The sequence below is a fragment of the Paenibacillus sp. FSL K6-2859 genome, from assembly GCF_038008265.1.
GTDB lineage: Bacteria > Bacillota > Bacilli > Paenibacillales > Paenibacillaceae > Paenibacillus_AQ > Paenibacillus_AQ nitricinens.
Genome location: NZ_JBBOYU010000001.1, coordinates 349,901 through 373,831, shown reverse-complemented (window position 1 = coordinate 373,831; position 23,931 = coordinate 349,901). Strand labels below are relative to the sequence as shown.

Here is a 23,931-nt window from a genome sequence, read left to right as displayed (position 1 = left end):
TCACGCTCCTTCTCGCTCTAAATGTAAAAGCTCGGAAGGGTTCAGCGCCAACGTGACTTTATCCCCTTCTCCAACCCGCAGCCAGCGTCCATCATTTAAAAGATCAACCGTTAATCGGATGCCTTCAGCCTCAACCGTACATCGAATGATATTCCCTAACACAGATACCGATTTAATGATTCCATCCACAAGCTGTGCTCCGGCAGCGGCCTCCTGTTGACCTGCTCCCTCATGCAGTAGGGTTACGGCCTCAGGGCGAATAGCAAAGCTGTCCATCCCACTATCTATTCCGTGGAACAGTGCCATTACTTCGGGCCGAGTTAATACGTTATAACTGCCCATGAACCGGGCAACGAACTCTGTGCGCGGCGCAGTGTACAGTCCTTCCGGTGTTCCATCCTGAACAATTCGTCCCCCGTTCATAATACAGATGCGGTCGGATAGAATCAGTGCTTCCTCCTGATCATGCGTAACGAATAGTGTCGTCATGTTAAAGCGCTTCTGAATATCGCGAATTTCGGCACGTAGATTCTTACGAATCTTAGCATCGAGTGCACTCAGGGGTTCATCCAGCAGTAACACTTTGGGCTGCACGGCTAGAGAACGGGCCAGCGCTATCCGCTGCTGCTGTCCACCGGAGAGTGACTGCGGATAGACGTCCCGCTTCTCCTCCAGATCAACCAAAGCCAGCAATTCCGCAATGCGACTACGTCGGGCAGATTTGGATAAGCCGCGCATCTTCATGCCATACTCAATATTTTGGCTCACCGTCAGATTAGGGAACAGCGCATAGGACTGAAACACCATGCCTACCTCGCGTTTACGAGGCGGCAGATTGGCCAGATCTTTATTCTCCAAGAGAATTTTTCCGCCATCCAGCTCCGAAAGGCCAGCTATGCAGCGCAGTAAAGTGCTTTTTCCACAACCGGAGGGTCCCAGCAGCGTCACAAGCTCTCCTTCGCGAATCTCCAAATTTATATTGTCTAGCACACAGGTATCACCGAACATTTTGCGTATCCCCTGCAGCTTCAGATAATCGTTCATCCCTTAACGCCTCCTCCCATCTTTTTGCCAAGCTTCATCAGTACCATCGAAAGGACTAGAATAAACAGAAAATACGAGATTGCAATCGCGCTGGCTAAATGTCCGCTTTCGCCCATTCTTTGATAAAGATATACCTGAATCGTCTGAATATGCCCCCCAACTAGCATGTTTGTAAGGACAAATTCGCCGAATAGAACGGAGAAGGATAACAGAGTCGAAACGATAACCCCAGGCCAGATATTTGGCAAAATCACATTCACAAAAGCCGTTCTGCGGCGGGCTCCAAGCAATTCTGCAGCATGCAGCAGCTCCACGGCGTTAACGGTCAACAGACTATTGCGAATGCCCTGATACATATAGGGAAGGATGACTACAAAATATGCTCCCACCAATAAATAAGCTGTTCCAGCGATATTCAAGGGACCAGAGGAATAGGTACGAATAAGACCCACCGCAGCCACTACACCGGGCACCGCATAAGGCAGAACAACGATCACCTTCATAAAGTTCTCCCAACGCGGAAAATAAATGGTGATGACAAAAACAGCTGGCAGCATCACGGCCAGACTCAGCACCACGCTAATCAGACATAAATACAGGGAGGTCCAAAGCGCCTCCAAAAAACGAATATCCTTAAACATTTCTCCGAACCAATTTAATGTCCATGCTTGAGGCAACAAGGTATTCTGCCAGTCCTGCGCGAAGGCATAAATACCGGTTGCCAACAGTGGAAGTAATAAATAAGCCATGAGCATTAGCATGAGGGTACGCGGAGCAAAGCCCGCTTTACGTATATTCATTGCCGAGCCTCCTCACTGGCTGCTGTCCATAAGCGCCGAGAAGTGGCTTTTACATTCGATTTACTGAGCGCTTTAGCTCCAAATCTTTCCGTGCGCCGAACCATCAGATGATTCAAATAAACGGCCAAAATCGTAGTCAGACCCAGCAAAACAGCAAGCGTACTCCCCATTTCAGGCTGAGTAACCACATCCCCAGCAACCAGAGAACCGATACGTACCGCCAGCAGATTATAATTCCCGCCAACTAATGCGTAAGCCGTGGCATAAGCGCCCATTGCATTGGCAAAAAGAATCCCGAGCGTGCCAAATATCGCCGGGGTTAGAATCGGTAGCCCAATCGTCTTCCAGAACTGCCACGGTCCTGCCCCCAGCAAGGACGCCGCCTCTCTCCACTGCTCACGAATGCCATAAAAAGACGGATACAAGAGCAGTAAGGCTAACGGAACCTGAAAATAGACATACACCAGAATCAGACCAGACCAGCTATATAAATCAAAGTCGGCAAAAACACTCCAGCCCCACTGTTTGAATAAAAGCGTAAACACCCCGTTATTTCCGAGCAAAATAATATAAGCAAAAGCTAACGGAACCCCTGCGAAGTTAGAGGTCATATTCGACAGCATTAAGAGTCTGTCCCTTACCCTCGGAGTGAACCGAGTAATACAATAGGCACAAAAAAGTCCGACAATGATCCCTATCAGACTAGAGGTTAAAGCGATCAGCAAGCTGTTTTTAATCGCCTGCATGTAATAGGCACTTTGCAATGCGTGCAGATAATTGCCCAGCGTAAACCCAGTCCCATCTGCCTTTTGGAAGCTTCCCGTCAGCATGGACAATACAGGTACCAGCTGAAATGCCAACACCATCAGTGCAAACGGAAGGAGTGCCAGGATCACACCGCGGCTTTTCTGTTTCAACTTACTCACTCCTTGTCGCGGGAATAGAACAAGGGCACCTTACGGCATCGTGACGAAGGCGCCCTGTTTCTTTTTTTTAGGGGGAGAACAATCCTAGTTCAAATGCACAAGTACACGTTCCTGCCATAGCTGCGGAATAGTCTTCGCCGTCTCTTCCCAAACCTTGTAATCACCTACAGGTTTAGCGTTGACATACTCTTCTTTGGATAGCAGCTTAGCCGCAACATCATCAGGCAGCTTTACACTGTCACGGATCGGACGAGCGTACCCTTTGGCAAGGTTAACCTGTCCTTCATCACTAAGGATATATTGACGTGTCAGCTTCGCAGCGTTAGGATGCGGCGCATATTTGTTAATGATCGTTGCATAGCCGCTCACTACACTGCCTTCCTTTGGAATGGCTACCGCGAAGCCATCTTTGTTGATCTGGTCTCTATAGTTCAAAGCGTTGAAATCCCACAGCAGGGTAACTTCTACTTCCCCTTTTTCAATATTGGCAAGGGAAGCTTCTGCATTGGAGAGACGCCCTTTTTTAGCCAAATCCTCGAAAAAAGAAATCCCCGGCTCAATGTTCGATTCATCGCCACCAAAAGCAATCGCTGCGGCCAATACAGCCATCTGCGCTTGAGCAGCTTTGGTTACATCGCCAACGATGATTTTGTAATTGCCGTTCTTCAGATCTTCCCAGCTCTTCGGTGGATTAGCCACGAGCTTGGTGTTCGTCAGAAACGAAATCGTCCCTTGATAGCCGACAATCCAATTTCCGTCCTTATCCTTAGCCCAATCGGGGATCTCATCCCAATAGGTCGTTTTATAAGGCTGCGTTACCCCTTTATCTACAGCAACCGATCCAAAAGCGATCCCTACATCTCCAATGTCAGCCGTTGGCTTGTCTTTTTCCGCATCAAACTTGGCAATTTCCTCCGCGCTCGACATATCGGTATCTGAATGTGTAAGACCATACTTACTACTCATATCACTCCATGTATCTTTCCAGTTCGCCCAGGAATCCGGCATTCCCACACTGATAACACTGCCCTCTTCTTTAGCTTTACTCTCAATCTCGGTCAGACTTAATTCTTTGGTGCCAGCATTTCCATTCGTTGATTCGTCAGCCTTAGCCGAATTTCCACAAGCAGCAAGCAACAGGACGAGCAAGGATAACATTAGACCCATCGACAATTGATTTTTGATCCCTTTTTTCATGATTTCCCCTTCACTCCTATTTCTTATTTGCGGGCTTCTTTATGCTCAAACTGTTAGGCACCCAATTGCAGTATAGGCGTGTACTATTTTCGTGACATTAAGGAAGATAGGAATATTTGTAAATAAAAAGGAAGACATGCCAAAAAGCCACCTGATCCACTCAGGCAGCTTTGGTGTTTACGTTATTTTATTAAAGCCATCTTACCTTCTACGTGCCGCCATACTAACCACACCGTATCTATAGAGCACTTTCTTACCGAACCAACCAAATAGCCGATCCGTGAAAAAGCCCATAAAACCAAGGCAGAACAAACCAACAAATATCCAATCGGTACGAAAAAATAACCGTGAATTCCAAATCAGATAACCTACACCTTCGTTCGAAGCAATCATTTCCGCCCCGATAATCGCCATATACGAAGTTCCCATCGCTAGCCGGATGCCTGTGAAAATGTACGGTATCGTCGCCGGAACGATCACATGAATCAGGATTTGCCACTCACTAGCGCCCATACTGCGGGCTGAGCGGATTTTATCCTCCTCCACAGACATGACACCGGTCAAGGTATTCAGCACCACAATAAAAAAGGTAGCGTACATAATCAACGCAATCTTCGACTGCTCCCCAATCCCAAACCACACTAGAAACAATGTGATAAACGCAATCGGCGGGATAAACCGGATGAAGTTCAGAAAAGGCTCTGCAAAGATACGAATCACATTTACCTTTCCAATTACCAATCCTACGGGAATCGCTATTAAACTGCCGAGTACCCAGCCAATGAGCACCCGGTAAAAGCTAATGCCGATATATTGCATCAAGGTGCCATCTTCCAGCAGTTCCCGTCCACCCTTGAACGTACTCCATGGCCCAGGGATCACATCAGGACCGTAGATCACCGCTCCAAGCTGCCAGATGCAGAGTGCGGCAATCCATAGTATGGATACGGAGACCCATTTCTTTTCCACCCATTTCATCATCTGTTCCACCTTATCCTATTCTTCGAAATGGCCCTGAATTTGATTGTATAGCGAGTAAAATTCCGGTGAGCTTATATCCCGCGGATAAGGGAGCGTGTTGTCATAAATGTTCGTGATGTTAGAGGAAGGCCCCACAGACATAATGCCGATCCGTTCCCCCAGCAGCAAAGCTTCCTGAATATCATGGGTTACAAAAATCACCGTCTTATGCGTCTGTTGCCAGATATTGACCAGCTCCTTCTGCATCGTCCTCCGAGTCATCGCATCCAGCGCACCAAATGGCTCATCCATCAGCAGGATCGCCGGATCATTGGCGAGCACTCGTGCCAGCTGGACACGCTGCTTCATACCACCTGACAGCTCCTTAGGGAATTTCTGCTCATGCCCGTTTAGCCCAACAAGCCCGATGAACCTATCCGATATTGTATGTCGTTCTGCCTTCGCGATTTTCTTCATTCTCAGTCCGAACTCCACATTCTCTCGAACCGTTAGCCAAGGAAATAAAGAGGAATCTGCTTGCTGGAACACTACTGCCCGATCTCTGCCCGGCTTATTCACCTCTTCGTCATCCACCCGAAGGTTACCACCAGATTTGGAAACAAATCCGGCGATCATATTCAGCAGCGTCGATTTTCCGCAGCCACTTGGGCCGAGTAGAACGAAGAACTCCCCACCTTTGATTACGAGATCCACGTCTTTAATAATATAATGAACATCTCCGGCGGCTGGCTCACTGTAGCTCTTGCGAAGCTGCTCAATATGAATGGTGTGCTGCTTAGCAGGTAATGACATGCTGAACCCTCCTATTTCTTATACGTGACTTCATCCGGCAAAGCTTTGGTCAGCGGTTCAAGATTAAGCTTGCTATCCAGATCGAAGTCCTTTTCGATGATTCCAGTGTCGACCATATATTTCTTCTGTTTAGTCAGACTGTCATATGCTTCCTGCGTGAACCCAAGGGCCCAAGGATTATTTGGAAGATCTTTGATCGTGGATTCCTTAGGCTGCTTCACTTCCTCGTACATCAGATCAGCCACCTCATCCGGATGAGCCTGTGCATAACTCCCTGCTTCATCCACTGCTGCGAGAAAGTTCGCGATCCCCTCTGGATTGTTGGTTACAAAATCATTACCTGCTACAATGCCCATACCTAACCGTACGGTTGTTTTGGACATATCCGTCAGCTCATGTACGCCAGCAAGGGCACCCAGCTTATCATTAAGAACAGAACCATAGAACCATGCCCCATCCACAGCCCCCTGCTTCAAAGCAATATAAGATTCATCAAAGGCTCCCTGTCCTATCAATTCCACATCACTTAGAGCAAGCTCATGTTCTTTCAAATATTCATCCCAAAGGTATGGAATAAAGGTTCCGCGAATAAAGCTTAGCTTCTTACCCTTCAATTCCTCAGCTGTCTTGATGTCATCCTGTACGAACAGCTTCCATTCTGTTGAAGCTTCATCTGTCGCTAGACCTGCCGAGGCGATGATAGAGTAATCCCCTTTCGACACTGCGTTCAGCAAGGGGAAATCCGCCCCGAAAGCCACATCCACCTGTTTAATGAAGAGTGCATTCACACCTTCTGCCGGAGAACCAAAGTTAACTAGTTCAGCATCTATCCCGTGTTTGGCAAAGATACCTTTATCTAACGCCACACGAAAAGTTGGATTCGTATTGATGTCGGCGATTTTAATCTTCAATGTCTCTTCTTTGCCGCTTGCTGCTCCATCTTTAGCGGGCGACGCATCACCTTTGGAGCTGCAGCCTGATAAAAGGATAACAACGGATAAGGATAAGAGCAGAAAGCTAGAGTTGATCCATGATTTTTTCAAAACGACATCCCCCTCAAATTTATGAATTGGCTTTGCGGCTACTACCTTCATCTGTCGTCGCCACACAAGCAGCTCCCTCAACAAACGGCAGGGTTGTCGCCACACTCACTACGGAATCCGAACCTTTAGGTGCGGCCCCCGGTACTCTGAACTGTGTTACATCTATCGGCTCAATCGCTTGTTCTTCCGGCTTCTCCAGCTGTGGTACCCACGAATATGGCACACGATAGGAACGATAAACCATGTTCGTATTTCTGGAGTCAATAAAAGGTGAGATATATTCCCACACCAGTTCATGTTCTGGCGTAACCTCGAAAAGTCTACCGTTAGATCCTTCTGTAATTAAGGTGTTGCCATTCAGCAGTCGCTGGGCTGAGCTGATATAAGGACTGTAGAATTTATAAGAATCCGTCGGAACGGAGAAGCCTGCCTCTGCCGCGGTATACTGCCATTCAATTTCGAGTGTCACTGGATTAATCTCCAGAATTCGAGAGTAGTCGCGTAGTGCATTCTTTTGCCCAAAGGGTGAGGATGGATTGGGAAGACCGTAACCGCCCCAACCTCCGTTATCAAATACGAGTAAGTTTCCTTCTCCCGGCAAGCCCTTCGGAATGATGTGGGCGTGATGCTGGCCAATGATCCAATCGATAGACTTCAATTCTGGTATTGAGTAGTCTGGACCAATTCTCCACACGATGGCCCCGGTACGCTTATCTGTAATTGCGATAATATTCGCTTCCCGCGCATCCCAGATCACGTTATCTGGATGGAAACGCTCATCACCTGCATCATAAAACTTATTAGGTCCTACATAGGAAGCTGAATTGATATGCAACCAGTCACCCACACCGCCCCCCAAATTTCCGAAGGAACGTGAGTTAGGATCACGGAATAGGACATTTTTTGCCGCTTCATCAAAGCCCAACTCTGCAAAATGTTCATTTGGAGCCCACTCCCAAACGATATTCCCTTCCCAATCCACCTCGATAATCGTGTCATCCAGCAACTGCTTGTCGGAAATTTGGTGGTTGTAAATATTTTTGTGAGCGAGGATTAGGGTATTGCCGCCATCTACCTTTGGCTCCAGCCCTGGTGCAAAATAACCGACAGGATTACCTTCACGCTGATAGTCATGATGCTGACGGGCATACCAGAGCGCTTCATAACCCGGATCTTCTATATGCTCGTAGCTGTTGTATTTCCACACGATGTTACCATCCCAATCGACCTGCACCAGATCTACATTATCCTGAATACCAAATTTCGGATCTCTTCTGCCAGTGCTGCCTAGCACATAACCACCAGGAAAGATTTTAGCCGGAAACCCGAGCAGCCCCTTCCACAGATGCACTTCTTTACCGTTCATATCAATCAGAACAACGCCCTCTTCACCCGCTTGAAATACGGTATAACCACTCCATGCTTTGCCCGGATTATATACGGTTGCTCCAGTTGGATATATCGTTGAATGTCCCATAATTCATCTCTCCTACATTTGATTTATTTTAATAGCTAAGATAATTGCTTTTCTTGGTGACTGCCCGTGGCTTCTGTTCAAGGCTCGGTGAGGACTCGGCCTCCGCATTCTCCTTCGCCAGCTTCAGCAAGGTATCTGAGAATCCTTCAAGATTGCTGATGATTCGCTGATAAAAGTGACTTTGCTGCGTCAATTCCTCTTCCGTAAACCCCTCAAACAGAAGCGAGATACATCGTTCCCCAATATTGCTGTTAAGCTCCGCCATTTCCCGGCCTTTGTCTGTGATGTCCAGCATCACCGTCCTGCGGTCCCCTTCCTTACGTTTGCGTACAGTAAATCCACCTGCCTCAAGCTTATCGCTCAATGCAGTGATCGCACCTGACGTAAAGTCCAGTTCATCCGCTAAATCACCAAGCCGCTGTTCGCCTTCGCGAATGATTTTTTGCAGAATCAGCATACCTGGCAAGGAGATGCCTTCCACAGTGACCTTATCCCGCTCCTTTACAAATCTGCGGACTACCTTACGAAATATCCAATCTGTCTCCTCCAGCTGACTCCAATACGTATCGCTCATCCCTACCTCATCTTTCTCCCTATCGGCCAAGTGGAAACGATTTTGCCGTCCTTTATAGGACGGTAATATTTCAACAAAAAAAAGACTCCCAGCACATACCCCTGTCAAGAGAAAAGTGCGGGAGCCTTTGGCGGTCCAATCGGCTCGGATAAATTATTTCACTGTTCATTTAATTAGTATTTAAGGATTGGTGATATCATATACCCCTTTATTCCTACCTGTCAAGTATGTATTTTAAAATATAGAAAAAAAGCCCCTATAGTGAAGCAGATCAAAAGCTTGTTCCAATCCAAAATCAAATAAAATTCAAGCTTTTTCATTGACATTTTGCCCATTGTTAAATATATTGTACCTAAGAATAAATGTTTACCTAGGGAAACAAATTAGATATTTAAAATAAATGTTTCCAACAGGAAACAAATCATTGAATATAAGACGAGGAGTTTTTTTATGATCCAAATCAGAAACCTAAACGTGGATTATTTCGGTAATTCAGCGCTAGAAGATGTAAACATAGATATTCCTTTTGGGTATACGATCGGAATTATCGGGCCCAATGGTGCAGGGAAATCTACATTTATTAAGTCGTTGTTAGAGGTGATAAAAAAGAGAACAGGATCCGTTATGGTGGAAGGTAGAGATATTGCTGAGTACAAACGGAAGATCGCATATGTGCCACAAAAGAATGACATTGATCTTACTTTTCCAATCACAGTAAAAGATACCGTACTAACTGGAACCTACCCAAATTTGAGAATCTTCCAGCGCCCAGGCAAAAAAGAGCGGCAAACCGTTGAGGAATGTATGGCCATGGTCGATATCAGTGATCTTGCGAATAAACAAATCAGCAATTTGTCTGGGGGACAACTACAAAGGGTTTTTATTGCCAGAGCGCTTGCACAACGGGCAGATGTATTTTTTTTAGATGAACCTTTTGTCGGCATAGATCTAGTCAGTGAGAAAATTATTGTAAAGCTGCTTAAACAGCTCCGCGAAGAAGGAAAAACTATACTTATCGTTCATCACGATCTGCATGAGGTGGAAGAATATTTTGATAAAGTAATCATTCTTAATAAAAAACTCATTGCCTTTGGTGATGTGAAAGACACCTTTACAGCCGATAATATCCTCAACGCATACGGGGCCTCCTTAGGTAATCTGGTGATCAAAGGGATGGGAGGAACAGCGAATGATTAATTATTTGTCAGAGTTATTAAACATTCCAATCTATGCACTTAATGCGGGATTGTCTGCTATCATTCTTGGCATTGTCTCAGGCGTTCTAGGAAGCTTTATTGTACTCAGAAAGATGTCATTAATGGGCGATGCTTTATCTCATGCTGTATTACCAGGTGTGGCGCTCTCTTATATTCTAGGGATCAACATTCTTGTGGGCGCTTCATTGTTTGGACTGTTAGCGGCAATTCTCATTCAATTTATTACAAGTCGCAGCAATATTAAAAGTGATACCTCGATCGGGATTATTCTCAGCTCATTTTTCGCTCTAGGAATTGTCCTCATCACTTTCGCCAAAAGTGGACTTGATTTAACTCATATTTTATTTGGTAATATCTTGGCCGTCCCACAGTCCGAGTTAACGCAATCCTTTATTATCATGCTTGTTGTTATAGCCATCATTTCATTGTTATACAAAGAGCTTTTGATTAGTTCGTTTGATCCTGTCGTCTCTAAGGCCTTCGGTTTGAAAACAGGGTTCTATCATTATCTATTGATGATGCTGCTATCCGTGGTTACCGTGTCCTCGCTATCTCAAGTAGGTATTGTGCTTGTGATTGCAATGCTGGTTATTCCAGCAGCTACATCGTATCTTTGGACAAATAAGCTGTTCCACATGATTCTCGTTGCTTCTACCATCGGTGCTGTATCTGGAATTATAGGTGTGATCCTAAGCTTTAGATTCAATTTACCTACAAGTGCCACCATTGTTCTGGTAGGCGTAAGTTTGTTTGCTATATCATTTATTATCTCGCCCAAAAATAATTTTCTAAGAAAAGGGGTTAAACAAGGATGAAAAAAACAATAAAGATGCTCTCTTTGACAATGTTCATCTTACTATTTACTGCATGTTCAAACGTTAGTGAGGGAGAAGGAAACAACGACAAATTAAAAATTGTTGCCACATACTCCATTATCGCGGATATGACTGAAAACATTGTAGGGGAAAAAGCTGAGGTATACAGCATGGTTCCCATCGGAACAGACCCTCATATGTACGATCCATTACCGAAGGATACAAGTAAAGTATCTGACGCAGATTTAGTTTTTTATAACGGATTAAACCTGGAAACGGGTAAGGGATGGTTTAAGGATCTATTAGAGGTAACCAACAAAAAAGAGGTTGCCTTTGCTGTTTCAGATGAAGTAACCCCAATGTTCCTAACAGAAAAAGGCAAAGAAACTCAAGAAGATCCTCATGCCTGGCTCGATATTCAGAATGCGATTAAATATGTAGATATCATCACTAAACATGTCATCGAAAAAGATCCGGACAACAAAGATTTTTATCTGAATAACCAATCAGAATATGTAAAGAAGCTTAATGAATTGGATCAATATGCAAAAGAAGCGGTAGAAAAAATCCCGCAGGAGAAACGTATTTTGGTTACAAGCGAAGGGGCATTTAAATATTTTTCAAAAGCCTACGGATTTAAATCCGCATTTATATGGGAGATCAATACGGATAGTCAAGGTACGCCAGAACAAATGAAAAACATCATTAACATTATTGAGGAGAATCAAGTGCCCGCTTTGTTTCTGGAAACGAGCGTGAATCCGAAAACAATGGAAACGATCTCCAATGAAACAGGAGTACCGATACACTCCAAGATTTTTACCGATTCTTTAGCGAAGAAAGGCGAAGAAGGCGACACATACCTTAAAATGATTAAATGGAATATCGATAAAGTCATTGAAGGATTAGCGTCATAAAAAAGGCTGTCGAGAATTTTCTCGACAGCCTTAACTCCTGTAAAGGACATAGCGGATAATTATCGTCCAGTTTCGATTACAATTGCCTGACTATCCTCATCATAAACCTGCATAAAAGATGAAACGGTCGGCAAGTAATCGGCTGCTACATACAAAGTACCCTTTATGTTTTGCACATTAAGCCCCCCGTTTGGCTTTAGGGAAAGTGTCCACTCCCCTTTGCTAATCATCGTCTCTTTACTTCCCGCATCCCAACGAATATCCGCTCCCCATGAGCTAAATAACGCTCTAACCGGTAAATATATTTTACCCGACTCCTTAATTGGTAGAGTGGCAGTGTTTAACTTCACCTGCACTCCGTCCAACCATACTTGGATGTCCTTACCTGCTGGCATTAGCGAGACTGCATCAAGCAGATCAGCTTCGCTACGAAGTGGCTTAAGGGCTTGCAAGTCGAGTTCTAATACCTTTAACTTATTATTCAGCGTATCTGTCACATACAATTTCCCGGAGCCAAGCGCAACACCGGAAGGCTGATTAAACATCACTTGATCCAATGCTCCAACCTGATCTCCCGAGATGCCCTGTCCTGCAACTGTGATGACTCTTCCATCCTTCTGAATGGCCCGAACCCGATGATTTAGACTATCAGCAATCAGCAACACTCCATCGGCATAAGCCAGACCACGAGGACGATTGAACAATGCCGTCTGGCGATCGCCATTCTGGAACCCTCCAGCCATATAACCAGTCACTGGATCAATAGGGGTTGCTTTGCCTGCAAAGGTCTCAACCTTATCGCCTTTAATCCATCGGATCATCTGATTTCCACTGTCTGCCACATAGAGATTACCGGTTTCATCGAACACAAGACCCACAGGCTCATTAAACTTGGCCGAAGTCACCGCACCGTCCAAATAAGCACCATCGTTGCTCTGCTGACCCGCAAAAGTACTCACAACACCTTCCGGTGTAACTTTGCGAATCAGATGATTCAGCGTATCGGCTACGAATACATTGTTATTGCTATCTATCGCTAATCCGCCTGGGGCGTTAAATTGCGCCACATTGGGTTGTCCATCTTTATAGCCAGCGATTCCCGTTCCTGCGAGGGTGTACACTTTTCCGTTCTCTATTTTACGGATTACATGGTTATCGGTATCACTGATATAGATATTGCCTTTACTATCAGCGGCAGTGTATGTCGGATGATTAAACAAGGCCTCTTCGCTCTTACCATCGGTATACCCTTCAGCATCATGTCCAGCTACCGTCTGTAGATCGCCATTACTCCACTTGCTGATAGTACCACTTCCAGATTGCACGATAATGAGATCATTGCTACCAGGTACGGTAACCACGCCCAACGGCTGCTTAAGAGAGGATACAGCATTCGACGAACCATTCTTGACGATACTCCCTTGAATGCCGTCCTTCGTGTTTTGTGCTATTTCCGCCGCTACGATATTGGAAAATGTTGCGCTTATAAGCATAAATCCGCAAGCGATGGAGATAAGTTTCTTGTTCATTTCGTTATTTTCTCCTCTCAAGGGTTACCGCACCCTTAGAATTGCATATTTACATAGAGCCTGAGCTCGTCTATTACAATTTGCATAGAACCTTCATCTGCTACTATATTTTTCACAATGGGAATGATCACGATATAAGGCTCAGAACCCATTGCGTTCAAGAATTCCGGCAAAAGTTTGAGTACAAAGGTATTCTCATCGTTTCGAACCAGCGTGTAATCCTTGCTTTCCAGAGGATGAAGTTCTCCCCCAGACAATCCCGGCCGATATCCAATCTGCCCCGTATCATAACCCAGTGAGTGAATCGTAAACTCTGGAGCATCGCCTTCACCTACAACCTCGGTATAGTTAAAATGACTTGGAGCAACTTGTCCTTCGAAATAAAAGCCCTCATTGAATAGCTGTTGATCTTCTTCCTGAACCTCCCCGGAAAGAGCATTCTTTAACAAACCGCCACTAACTTTAATTTGAACTACAGACCCATAAGAAATTCGGTCCATTAGATAAAGAACCAGCTTGTTCTCTTCAATGATTACCTCACCTATTTCGAACATGCTCTCACTCTCACCCAACATAACTTTCACCATATTCCTGATCTCATTAGGATTAGAGTCATCTGCTATATTAAAAGCCAGTGGAGCTGTAAACGGCACAACAATCTTATTATCACGGATGAGATAATCATAGATATGGTCTCTAAATTCCTGCTGATCCAGCTCTGGTACACCGATAGGAGCTGGTGTTTGCGTTGGCACGGGAGTCTCGGCAGGTTCCGGCGTCGGCGTTGGTGATGCCGTTGGTTCCGGCGTCGGCGTTGGTGATGCCGTCGGTTCAGGCGTCAATGTCGGAGCTGATGTCGGCACAACCCCTTTGCCAGGACTAGCAGAAGGAGATACAGGATAGATAATCTGAGGCGCCGGCGTAGGTGTTGGTTTAAGCGCTGCCATAGCGTCTTTCTTTTGTTGTATTAAACGTTCGAGCTGATTCTTCATAACTTCGGTTAACTTCTGTTCTTCCTGTAAGTATTTCATATGCTGTTCCAGAGCAAAAGGCGGCAATCCTTCCAAGGATAGCGGCTCCCTATTCCATTGTTGACCATTCATTAAAAGCTGCTGGGAAGCAGTAATCGAAAACGCATTAGCATTCGGATTTAAAGGCGAAGCCACGCGAACGGTTCCTTCCAAAACCCCCAGATATCCATTATTTCCCAGCCCTCCAATCAGAGCTGGATTCCCTTGATTAGGATTAACGCTAACAAAAAACTCTGTGCCCATAACGCCCATGATAGCCGTCGGTGTCTCAATCTCGAACCTGGAGTCGCCATCCAGCTTCTTTTTCACCTTAATCAAAACTTGCCCGTTTTGTAGCTTCAGGCTTGTTTTTCCACCCAATGCCTTTGCGCTTTCGACTAATTGGCTAATGGTAAGTGTCGTCCCTGCTCCAATCGTAACTTCTTTGTTAGCGTCGAGATCGAGATTAACTTGTCCATCAGAACCCGTTATAATCGTATCGCCTTGCGTAATCGCCATCCCTTTAAAAGCGTTGAATTTCTTCGTCCCCCCGCTCTTTTTCACCTCAGACTTTCCTGAGACTGCGGTTATTTTCCCCACCTTAACGCTGTCCTTCGCCTCTGTGACAACCGCTGGCCAAAGAATGCTGAATATCAGCATAAACGACAATGTAAGCTTTAACGACTTCACCTTCATCGCAATCCCTCCAATTCATAGACATGGATTCCTTGCTCCTTGCCCTTTACCTTGATCTCTCCTAATGAAACAGCAGATACTCTATCTTTTACAAAAGCGTAGGTAGCCTCACTGATGAGGATTTGCCCAGGCTTGGCATTGCTTTCCAATCGGGCCGCTGTGTTGACGGTGTCTCCAATCGCTGTATAATCCATCCGTGTCTTGGAGCCGATATTCCCAAATACAGCAGGGCCAGTATGCACCCCAATACCAAATTTAACAACCAGTCCAAACCGTTCGAACAGCTTTTGTTCCACCGCCGCCGAACCTTGCTTCATCGCCCACGCAGCCTTTACTGCTTGCATCGGATGATCCTCCAACAGCAATGGAGCATTAAAAATCGCCATCGTGGCATCCCCGATGAACTTATCCAGCGTGCCATCATACTTAAAAATACAACTCGCGGTCAAATCCAGATACTCATTCAGAATCTCAACAATCTCCTCCGGTTCAGCAGCCTCCGACAACAGGGTGAATCCGCGAATATCGACGAATAGCAAGCTCAACTCTCTGCGGCTTCCTCCAAGCTTCAGCCCTTCCTGACCGTTCTTGAGAATTTGATCCACTACCTGCGGGGCAACATATCGGCCAAAAATATCCGTAACTCTACGCTTCTCCATCAATTCTTCTAAATATTGAAAGGCTATCACGATAATGCAGCTAACGATTAGAAAAGGAATCACGTAACCTAGTGAAATTACCGTTCCATGGTCATAAAAATAACGACCCGCAAAGATAAGTAGGGCAATGATGACCACAATGACCACATAGGAATATAACATCTTCACCTTACGGAATAGTAGATAGGCTAGGAGCGCAACAAAAAGCAATACTGCCTCATTCCACTTCCAGTCCAGCACCCGTTTATAATTATCGTCCAGCAAAGATTGAATGATATTCGCATGAATTTCCACACCATATAATGTGTTTTTCCCGCTAATTGGTGTTAGGAAGTCATCCTTGAACCCTGTAGCATATGGCCCAATAAGTACAATTCTATTCTCGAAATAAGATGGCGGTACCTCTCCGTTAAGCACTGCCGAATAAGGAATCTCCTCAAAGGCTCCTTTACTGCCTGAATAGGGGATATAGAAACGTCCAAAGTCATCTAGCGGGAGCTTCTGTGGATCAGCAGTGCCCCCCATCACCTCTTGATATTTCTGAAAGACTGTCCATGACAAACTATGAATTGGCTTTCTTTTATAGTCAAAAGAATAAAGCACCTTACGTACCACACGGTCGGTGTCGGTAATGGTATTAATATGGGCGGTTGCAGCGGCAGCCTCCCTCAAGGCCTCAAACGGCTCAGACAGCTCCAGTGCTTCAATCTTTCCTTGCTCGGTATTAGGTGCAAAGGTACCATATATGGGCAGAATAACATTTCCCGCCCGAGCGACAGCCGCAGCGAACTCGGCATCCGCCTCGGGATCCTCCGAACCCACCGGGAACGTCAGGTCAAACCCAATTACGGCTGGATGTCCCTCGGAAAGTGTATCTAGCAGCTGTGCATGAACATTTCTGCTCCACGGCCAGCTGCCGAAGTCCTCCAAGCTCTGATCGTCTATCCCGATAATCGCAATGGTAGTGTCCACTGTGCGCTCGTGCTGCATCACGCGATCTTGTAATAGATGATCAATGGAGTCGAGACTCCCTCTATACAGTAGAATCGCAAAAATTACAGTTAGCAGAAGTAAAATATGTGCTAGCTTTACTCTCAAGGTTCGTTTCTCCAATCTATGTATTATAGGATGAGTCCGAGCCAGCACTATAATAAGCGGTTAAATACGTTGGTAATTGATAAGCAAAGAAGATGGGATCAGTGGATAAAACAATAAGGAATACAAGTACCCATGGTTGAATACCCATTCCTGTGCCAATTAGAAGAAGTGCTTTAACCAGGAGAATAACTGCCGAATCATCGCGAATGACAAGTGTAATTACGAAAGTAATCATTAAGACTGTCAGCAGGAAGTTAGATTATCTATTAAAAATTTATTCAAAAATATTATATATGAAAAATCATATAAATAGTAAGAATTTCCTGCTTTCATAGAAGAAAAGGGATAAAAAATGACAAAAGCAGACCAGAGTTCCCTCTGTCTGCCTTTGCCAAACTATCCTTATAAATTGATTATTCCATATAACAGTTTTGCAATTTCAGCCCGGGTTACTTTGCCACGAGGATCAAAGTTATTGTCACCCTTGCCGTCAAGGATTCCCTTGGCTTTCAATTCACTTACCGCTTGCTTCGCCCAGTCCGATACGCTGTTCATATCCTTAAAGCTTGCAGTAGCAGCACCAGAAGAGTCTGAACCAGCTTTGTACTGTATCAATTTCTGGAGGACTACAGCCGCTTCTTCACGAGTTATCGCATCTTTAGGCCGGAACTTGCCATCACTGCCTTGAATGAGCCCAAGCTGGACCGCCTTGTCTATCGATGAGGCATAATATGCATCCTCAGATACATCTGCAAAAGTACTTTGTGCGATAGTTCCACTAGCCTCATCCAATCCAAGTGAACGAATGGCTAGTGTAACAAAATCCGCACGGGTTACATTAGCTTGTGGACCATAATGTGTATCGTCGATACCCATAATCACATGCTTAGCCGTCAGCTTGGAAATGTACGACTCTGCCCAGTGACCAGCGGTATCACTAAATTGCTTCTGGTATTCCAGTACCGCGAAGGTAGAGAAATGATCTGTTGTAAAGGTAACGGCATTACCTTTAAAAACGCCACCCAAATATGTCAAGGTACTGCCATTTACATAATAGACGCCTGCAAAATCAGTATCGATCTTAGCAAGCTGTTCCTTCGTCAGCGTCAATGTAATGGTAACAGCACCTTTAAACTGGTGAATAGCCGTTTCTTTGCCGCCTGCTGTGATACTAAGGTTCAGCGTAACGGCAGCTCTGGATGGACTCATTCCAGCGACATTGGTTGGTACAGATATCGTACTTGTATCAACACTCAGCAGCAGCATATCGCTTCCGGCTGGGATCGCTGGTAAAGAGCTTGTTGGTACGCTTAATGTAATGCTGGAAGATACAATATTCAGACTCAGCTTCTTGTCGGCAGCCTGTTGGATGCTCGCTGCGTCAAGTGCAAGTTTAATCTGATCTTGGGTTAAAGCGCCTTTGCCTAAGCTAATCTTGATATTTCCACCTGTCGCAGCTTCCTCTATCAGCTTCTTCAATGCTGCAGAATCAGCGGTATACATACCGTCACTTCCGAGGGTCAGTTCAACGCTTCCTTTTTCCGCTACAGGGGTAGCTGTAGGACTCGAAGACACTGTAGGCACTGATGAACCTACTGGAGGTGCCGGTGTCACTTCAGGCGATGGCGATACCTCTGGCGTCGGCGTTAGTGTTGGCGTTGGCGTCGGTGTTGGCGTCGGTGTTGGCGTCGGTGTTGGCGTCGGTGTTGGCGTCGGTGTTGGCGTCGGTGTTGGCGTCGGTGTTGGCGTCGGTGTTGGCGTCGGTGTTGGCGTCGGTGTTGGCGTCGGTGTTGGCGTCGGTGTTGGCGTCGGTGTTGGCGTCGGTGTTGGCGTCGGTGTTGGCGTCGGTGTTGGCGTCGGTGTCACATCCTCTTTTCCAGTGTAAAAGCCCCAAATATCTGAAAGCACACTGCCGGAGTGATCATCCTCGACTTTTGTATACCATTGGTAGTAACTATCCGGATTCCGTTTGCTCCAAGTAACCTGAGTCTCCGCACCGCTCTCTACTTGCTGATTGGCTGCGATTTTCTGATCGCTGTAGACCTTCACGCCGATATAATCGGTAGCTACACGTTTTGTCACAGGCTGTAGATCCAGATCTAATACGAACTCATCTTTGCCTGGGAATTCATTTTCATCATAATAATTATAATCATCTAAATAAGGTGAATAAGTCTTCACACGCAGCTTATTGTTAGCAATATCGAACTGAAGCAGACGAATATAACCAAGTCCACCCTCTTCAGCACCTTGATAGTCTGCCAGCATTTGATACACACTGCGATCCGGAATACCGTCACCGTTATCATCCAGCTCGTCGATCTTCAGCTCAGCATCATGATAATGACCGGATAATGCTGCGATTACGTTCTTGTTAGGTTTTACAACCATCTCAAAAATCTTATCCGCAATAGGTGCGCGGTTATTAGAAACCAGCAAGTATTCATGGAGGCAAAGAATCGCTTTGCGCTCTGGATAACGGGCAACGATCTCATTCATCCATTGAATCTCTTCTTCAGCTAGTCCCCAGCCCATATATACGATAATAAAATCATTTCCATTTGCAGAAACCAAATCATAATGGCCCCGGTTGTTATCATAAGAGCCACCGAAGGTCGGCATATTCTTGAATCTCCACTCTCCAAAATACTCCCAGAACTTCGTATAATCCCCGGTTTGATGACCTACGTCATGGTTGCCCGCAAGCACACCATAAGGAATACCTGCATTTTCCAGAACCTTCATGTCCCGGTCAGCTTCCTCCCACTCATACTCCTGATAGGATTTATCTACGATATCACCCGTATGAATAACATATTTCAGCTTCAGGCTCTCTTTGTTGTCGGCAATCCACTTCACATTTTTCTGATAAATGTAAGGGTAGCTTTGGGAATAATATTGTGTATCCGACATCCATACAAAAGAGAAATCATAGGTGTCTTGCGTTACTGTCGGTGCAGTCTTAGCCACAGACGCAATCTCATCCTGAACCATAACAGCAATGCTATGTGCATTAGCAAATTGTCCTACGGTCACCGTCGATTTCAGCTCAAAATCCTCTGTACCGGCGATCAAATGATCCAGCTGCACCCACTTCTCTTCAGCAGGACTCCAAGCATAGAGACTTACTTTACGACCTGGAAGTGAATTCCCCTTCCATTCAATATCCACACGATCTGTAGCCTTAACGGAATCATCAAGCTTAATTTCATAACGCTGATACGGGAATTGCTCTACAGCATCGTTGATTAAATACTGTCCGTCCAACGCGCTTATTTTACTGTAATCATCACCGCTAAGTGCTGTTTCACCCGCAGGTACGGACTGTTTCGGCGGCTCTGTATCGGATGCATTTATAAACCCAGCGAAACCTTGCTCAGGATGGTTAGCATCATACTTAAATCCTCTAAAGAAAGTAACATTCATCTTATCATGGTTAGGATCTTCAACCTTAACCTTCAAAGTCGGATTAGTACCTACACCTGTCTCCCAGTTCGTAGGAGAAATAAGCTGGGGTGCAAATGGATTCTCATTCGGCACATGGAAGATAACTACTTTCTCTGCCTGATTGCCGATCTTGTCCAAGGCAGTGATAGAAAGCGTATGCTCTCCAGCCGTTAGCTTTCCGGAGGAAGTAGCATATGGAAGTTCAATACCTTTGCCATCGAGCTTCACGCTGACCTTGTCTACACCTGCGTAAGTATCCGTAATCTGAGCAGCAATTTCGAAATTACCACGATAAGTCTTTCCATCTTCAATCGATGCTTTGATGGATGGCGGCGTGTTGTCTACAATTACACTTGACGATACCTTAGATCCACCTTCAGTCAGTGTTACTTTATGTTCTCCATCAGCGGCTTCTTTAGTATTCCAGTCATACGCTTTCGAACGGAACAAATCCGATTTCAAATCGAACCGGAAACCGATAGATTCATGCTTACCTGCGCTGTCCCCCATCTTAATTTCTTTATCACGTTCTGCATAAGCAGGGTCCCAAATCTCAGTGCCGTCTGCAAGTAGTAGGCGTACATTTTTCACTTCGAAATCATCTTTATTCTCCTCGGGACGTGGGTCAAAAGGTGATGATTTAGAGCCCGCCCGAATGTAGATCACATTATCCGTGCCCACCTGTAAAGCGGCAGAGGAGATCGGGAAGGTCAATGTCGTATATGAAGTAATCGGGTCCATAAAGGTGTATAGAATGCTCGCATCCCCTAATTCTTCTGGTCCCATTGTGATGCCATTTTTGAAATAATAATCCACATTTTTAGCTTCAAATACAAAGTAAGCATCATTCTCAAGCGCGGCATATGCCTCATGATTGCCGAGTACCTTATTATCGATGCTCAGGTCCACTGCATCAGCCTTTGCGGTGGCAGAGGTTCCTTTTACCGTCATAGAACCATGGATGAACTGCCCATCCTTCACATTCAAACGAAGCGCTGATTGATCAGGCCCTCCCGTAATTTTCACTTTCATTACCGGAGATTCGACCTCATTGGTGCCATCGGAAACGACGAAATAATACTGTATTTGATTTCTGCCAATCAAATCAGCCGATGATAACTTATAATGATACAAGCTATCGTTGAAGTCTTGGGATAGATTATGGCTGACAAAATCAGGCTGCTTGTCCGACACTACCCTTACTTCTACAGATGTAATGGCTTTATTGTCATCAGCGAAAGCTTTCAAATCCAAACTCATCGACTGATCAATCTCCGTCACAGCAGTCAGATCATTCACCGTCGGATTTTCGGTATCCGGCTCTACATGGATCGGTGTACTAGGAACCAATCCTGCATCCACTTGCCCTGGTGACGGAACGGCTGATCCTGTGCTAATCTTAAGCATTTTACTTTGCCCATTCACAGGATACTTGTATAGAAGCGCTTTATTTTCTTTGGTGTCATCACCTTTAGCTCCACCCTCATAGGTGAGGTCAGCATCATAATACGCAGAGGAAATTTCTTTCTCCGTGTTGCTCTTGATTACGACTGCCCGGCGGCCAGAGTTCGCCATCCCATCACTTTTAATTAAAAAGAGGTTCGTGCCATCGATCAGATTCGTATTGAATTCTGTATTAAAATCATCAGCAGTGTATGTACTGTTAGCACTATTCATAATCCAGAACACCACAGACTGCTGTGCAGGAATGACGAAACTCTCTTTAGTAGAGGGCCACTTCACATCAGAAGCGTTGCCTTTATCAGGATAGCGATAATAGATCTTATAGTTCTTAAAATCAACCGGTGCATCCGTATTGTTATACACCTCAATGAATTCAAAAGCATCGGTGCTCGTTCCTTTTACATTCGTCGAATTCGGCAGCAGCTCAGTAACTAACAGCGGCGGCACATTGTTCGAATCAAACGCAGGCAGGTTCACTTGAACAGAATAATGCTCCGTAACATTGTTTACACGGATGCTGTAGTGCAGTTCTGGCTCTTCCAGCGCAGCCGCAGGAATCAACGCAGTGAACTGATTATCCCCCTTTGATGTCATAGTGATTACCGTATCTTTTGCCTGGGAAGGAGAGCCGTATTGCAGCTTCACTACCGGCAATGCTCCATCTGGGCCAATCTCTAGGTTCGTAATCTTCGCGGTGATAGGAAGATCAGCTGGATCTACACTGCTCTGCGTATGGTGTTCAATCAACGGCTGTTTGTCTCCAGGCACTGGTTTAGGAAGTTGTTCGGGTTCTACGGTTCCAGGTGTCGCCGCAGCCTTTCCCGAAATCGCCATGAGACTCATCGTAGAACTGTCAGCTTGTGAAAATTGATAGAAAATCCCGTTGTTTTCCTTCACCTGTTCTTTTCCATAAGAAGAAGAGATAATTAGGGCATCTCCTGCTTTGCTTTTAATTTGTAAGCTACGCGTATCAGTGTTAGCCATACCACCGCCACCGTTGATACGGAACAGGTTTACGCCTTCTTTCAAGGATGCTGAAGGATTAAAATTTTTGATGAAATCCTCGGCAGGAACATTCAGATTATTGCCGTTCATAATCCAGAAGACGATATTTCCATGCGCCGGGATTACAGCATCGCCGTTGGTTATCCATTTATCTCTGTTATAATAGTAAAAATAATAATCCTTAAAGTTTACTGGCTCATCCGTATTATTATAGACCTCAACAAATTCATAACCATCAACAGAGGATCCATCCGCACCTTTGACATTTTTAGTATCTGGAACAACCTCTGTAATAAGTAATGCTCCTGGATGAGCAGGTGTCGCATACACATCTGCCACTACTGTCGGTTGATTTAAAAGCGTATCGAGCTCAACCTGCTCGTCAAAATGTGCTCCTAATTCGGAAGAGGTCTGCTCTGTGTCCAGCTGCTGTTCTTCAGCATATCCTGCTGGAACCATTATCCCCAACATCAGACTACTTGCAATTACGCTGGATAGAAAACGTTTAGCTTTTGCTGTTATTCTCAAAACTCCGAACACTCCCCATTTGTTTAGTTGTGACCCAGTGCATAAATATGCATTGAAGATCATCTGGAAAGTATACTAAGGATATATTATCGCTATATCATTTCAATGTTAAATCTTTAGGTTATCTTAAATATTGCTTAAGCTTGGACTCAGGTTTGCGGGTTACAATAGAAATAGGTTAAATCACAACCATCACAAACACATTCAACAGAAAACCATAAAACGTTATTTGTAAAATAAGAAAAGAGGACTCTAATGGATATAAAAAGAGTGATTATAGTAGGAACCGTAGTTATAGTGATGTCTTTCGGAAATGCTTGGAGTAGCCTTACTGCAAGCGCGAGTTCGCCTGCCCAATGGTCCACTGTAAAAGCTGCAGATCCAGACGAATTATTATTGAAAGCCCTTAACCAACCTACAGATGAAGATCTGTACGATGCCTTATATGATGGCAAGTCACTTCAAGATATTGCCTCAGAGCAAAACACAGATATTGAAGATGTGATCAATCTACAGGTAGCACAGCTAACAGAACAGCTAGATTCAAGGCTAGCTTCCGGAAGCATTACAGCCGAGCAGTATGCAGCACATACAGCCGAGCTGAGGGACATCGTTACGGAGAGCGTTCTCACTTCTTTCGGCTAACAAAGATACATACAGTGGCCGTACAACATTGCTCCGCGCCAACCATAAAGAGGGTGATCCGATAGCC

The 23,931-nt window shown here is 45.2% G+C and carries 18 protein-coding genes; 4 read left to right on the top strand and 14 right to left on the bottom strand.

Annotation, left to right across the window (positions count from 1 at the left end):
- The 9 genes from MHB64_RS01690 to MHB64_RS01650 form a co-directional block, all read right to left on the bottom strand.
- Window positions 1-1,044: an ABC transporter ATP-binding protein gene (locus MHB64_RS01690; protein ID WP_341133579.1), complete on the bottom strand. Its 1,044-nt coding sequence runs from the start codon at window positions 1,042-1,044 to the stop codon at window positions 1-3.
- On the bottom strand, window positions 1,041-1,844 hold the full coding sequence (locus MHB64_RS01685; RefSeq protein WP_341133578.1) for an ABC transporter permease: 804 nt from the start codon (window positions 1,842-1,844) through the stop codon (window positions 1,041-1,043). The genes MHB64_RS01690 and MHB64_RS01685 overlap by 4 nt, the downstream gene beginning before the upstream one ends.
- Window positions 1,841-2,761 carry an ABC transporter permease gene (locus MHB64_RS01680; RefSeq protein ID WP_341133577.1) on the bottom strand — a complete coding sequence of 307 codons (921 nt, stop codon included), beginning with the start codon at window positions 2,759-2,761 and terminating at the stop codon, window positions 1,841-1,843. Before MHB64_RS01680 ends, MHB64_RS01685 begins: the two co-directional genes overlap by 4 nt.
- A gap of 93 nt (window positions 2,762-2,854) precedes the next feature.
- The gene (locus tag MHB64_RS01675) at window positions 2,855-3,967 is read right to left on the bottom strand and encodes an ABC transporter substrate-binding protein (RefSeq protein ID WP_341133576.1); all 1,113 of its coding nucleotides are present in this window, start codon (window positions 3,965-3,967) and stop codon (window positions 2,855-2,857) included.
- Window positions 3,968-4,168: 201 nt separating this feature from the next.
- Window positions 4,169-4,945, bottom strand: coding sequence for an ABC transporter permease (locus MHB64_RS01670; RefSeq protein WP_094873842.1), 777 nt, complete (start codon window positions 4,943-4,945; stop codon window positions 4,169-4,171).
- Between the two features lie 18 nt (window positions 4,946-4,963).
- Window positions 4,964-5,740, bottom strand: a complete 777-nt coding sequence (locus MHB64_RS01665) for an ABC transporter ATP-binding protein (protein ID WP_341133575.1) — start codon at window positions 5,738-5,740, stop codon at window positions 4,964-4,966.
- 11 nt (window positions 5,741-5,751) lie between these two features.
- Window positions 5,752-6,783, bottom strand: a complete 1,032-nt coding sequence (locus MHB64_RS01660) for an ABC transporter substrate-binding protein (protein WP_256990006.1) — start codon at window positions 6,781-6,783, stop codon at window positions 5,752-5,754.
- A gap of 19 nt (window positions 6,784-6,802) precedes the next feature.
- Window positions 6,803-8,260 carry an aryl-sulfate sulfotransferase gene (locus MHB64_RS01655; protein ID WP_094873835.1) on the bottom strand — a complete coding sequence of 486 codons (1,458 nt, stop codon included), beginning with the start codon at window positions 8,258-8,260 and terminating at the stop codon, window positions 6,803-6,805.
- 28 nt (window positions 8,261-8,288) lie between these two features.
- Window positions 8,289-8,834 (bottom strand): MarR family winged helix-turn-helix transcriptional regulator, encoded by a 546-nt coding sequence (locus MHB64_RS01650; RefSeq protein ID WP_094873880.1) that lies wholly within the window; start codon window positions 8,832-8,834, stop codon window positions 8,289-8,291.
- 450 nt (window positions 8,835-9,284) lie between these two features.
- Between MHB64_RS01650 and MHB64_RS01645 the strand changes: the two genes are divergently transcribed.
- From MHB64_RS01645 to MHB64_RS01635, 3 genes are read left to right on the top strand one after another with little or no spacing between them, the layout of a single operon-like run.
- Window positions 9,285-10,031, top strand: a complete 747-nt coding sequence (locus MHB64_RS01645; protein WP_094877257.1) for a metal ABC transporter ATP-binding protein — start codon at window positions 9,285-9,287, stop codon at window positions 10,029-10,031.
- The gene (locus MHB64_RS01640) at window positions 10,024-10,866 is read left to right on the top strand and encodes a metal ABC transporter permease (RefSeq protein WP_094873831.1); all 843 of its coding nucleotides are present in this window, start codon (window positions 10,024-10,026) and stop codon (window positions 10,864-10,866) included. The genes MHB64_RS01645 and MHB64_RS01640 overlap by 8 nt, the downstream gene beginning before the upstream one ends.
- Window positions 10,863-11,783: a metal ABC transporter substrate-binding protein gene (locus tag MHB64_RS01635; RefSeq protein ID WP_341133574.1), complete on the top strand. Its 921-nt coding sequence runs from the start codon at window positions 10,863-10,865 to the stop codon at window positions 11,781-11,783. Before MHB64_RS01640 ends, MHB64_RS01635 begins: the two co-directional genes overlap by 4 nt.
- 59 nt (window positions 11,784-11,842) lie before the next feature.
- Here the strand turns inward: MHB64_RS01635 and MHB64_RS01630 are convergent, their stop codons facing one another.
- From MHB64_RS01630 to MHB64_RS01610, 5 genes are all read right to left on the bottom strand, one after another.
- Entirely contained in the window at window positions 11,843-13,312 is a 1,470-nt protein-coding gene (locus MHB64_RS01630; protein ID WP_341133573.1) for an NHL domain-containing protein, read from the bottom strand.
- Window positions 13,313-13,347: 35 nt separating this feature from the next.
- The gene (locus MHB64_RS01625; protein WP_341133572.1) at window positions 13,348-15,018 is read right to left on the bottom strand and encodes a FecR domain-containing protein; all 1,671 of its coding nucleotides are present in this window, start codon (window positions 15,016-15,018) and stop codon (window positions 13,348-13,350) included.
- Complete coding sequence (locus MHB64_RS01620) at window positions 15,015-16,775, bottom strand: CHASE2 domain-containing protein (RefSeq protein ID WP_341133571.1); 1,761 nt, start codon at window positions 16,773-16,775, stop codon at window positions 15,015-15,017. The genes MHB64_RS01625 and MHB64_RS01620 overlap by 4 nt, the downstream gene beginning before the upstream one ends.
- 16 nt (window positions 16,776-16,791) lie before the next feature.
- Window positions 16,792-17,010 (bottom strand): hypothetical protein, encoded by a 219-nt coding sequence (locus MHB64_RS01615; RefSeq protein ID WP_341133570.1) that lies wholly within the window; start codon window positions 17,008-17,010, stop codon window positions 16,792-16,794.
- Window positions 17,011-17,177: 167 nt separating this feature from the next.
- Complete coding sequence (locus MHB64_RS01610) at window positions 17,178-23,219, bottom strand: S-layer homology domain-containing protein (protein WP_341133569.1); 6,042 nt, start codon at window positions 23,217-23,219, stop codon at window positions 17,178-17,180.
- Window positions 23,220-23,474: 255 nt separating this feature from the next.
- Here MHB64_RS01610 and MHB64_RS01605 point away from each other — a divergent pair, with 255 nt between their 5' ends.
- The gene (locus tag MHB64_RS01605) at window positions 23,475-23,864 is read left to right on the top strand and encodes a hypothetical protein (protein ID WP_094874219.1); all 390 of its coding nucleotides are present in this window, start codon (window positions 23,475-23,477) and stop codon (window positions 23,862-23,864) included.
- The last annotated feature ends 67 nt before the right edge of the window (window positions 23,865-23,931 follow it).

Bases quoted from the DNA above. Each gene is read 5' to 3' on its own strand.
- MHB64_RS01690 (WP_341133579.1), bottom strand. From the start codon at position 1,044: ATGAACGATTATCTGAAGCTGCAGGGGATACGCAAAATGTTCGGTGAT.
- MHB64_RS01685 (WP_341133578.1), bottom strand. From the start codon at position 1,844: ATGAATATACGTAAAGCGGGCTTTGCTCCGCGTACCCTCATGCTAATG.
- MHB64_RS01675 (WP_341133576.1), bottom strand. From the start codon at position 3,967: ATGAAAAAAGGGATCAAAAATCAATTGTCGATGGGTCTAATGTTATCC.
- MHB64_RS01670 (WP_094873842.1), bottom strand. From the start codon at position 4,945: ATGAAATGGGTGGAAAAGAAATGGGTCTCCGTATCCATACTATGGATT.
- MHB64_RS01665 (WP_341133575.1), bottom strand. From the start codon at position 5,740: ATGTCATTACCTGCTAAGCAGCACACCATTCATATTGAGCAGCTTCGC.
- MHB64_RS01655 (WP_094873835.1), bottom strand. From the start codon at position 8,260: ATGGGACATTCAACGATATATCCAACTGGAGCAACCGTATATAATCCG.
- MHB64_RS01650 (WP_094873880.1), bottom strand. From the start codon at position 8,834: ATGAGCGATACGTATTGGAGTCAGCTGGAGGAGACAGATTGGATATTT.
- MHB64_RS01645 (WP_094877257.1), top strand. From the start codon at position 9,285: ATGATCCAAATCAGAAACCTAAACGTGGATTATTTCGGTAATTCAGCG.
- MHB64_RS01640 (WP_094873831.1), top strand. From the start codon at position 10,024: ATGATTAATTATTTGTCAGAGTTATTAAACATTCCAATCTATGCACTT.
- MHB64_RS01635 (WP_341133574.1), top strand. From the start codon at position 10,863: ATGAAAAAAACAATAAAGATGCTCTCTTTGACAATGTTCATCTTACTA.
- MHB64_RS01630 (WP_341133573.1), bottom strand. From the start codon at position 13,312: ATGAACAAGAAACTTATCTCCATCGCTTGCGGATTTATGCTTATAAGC.
- MHB64_RS01625 (WP_341133572.1), bottom strand. From the start codon at position 15,018: ATGAAGGTGAAGTCGTTAAAGCTTACATTGTCGTTTATGCTGATATTC.
- MHB64_RS01615 (WP_341133570.1), bottom strand. From the start codon at position 17,010: ATGATTACTTTCGTAATTACACTTGTCATTCGCGATGATTCGGCAGTT.
- MHB64_RS01605 (WP_094874219.1), top strand. From the start codon at position 23,475: ATGGATATAAAAAGAGTGATTATAGTAGGAACCGTAGTTATAGTGATG.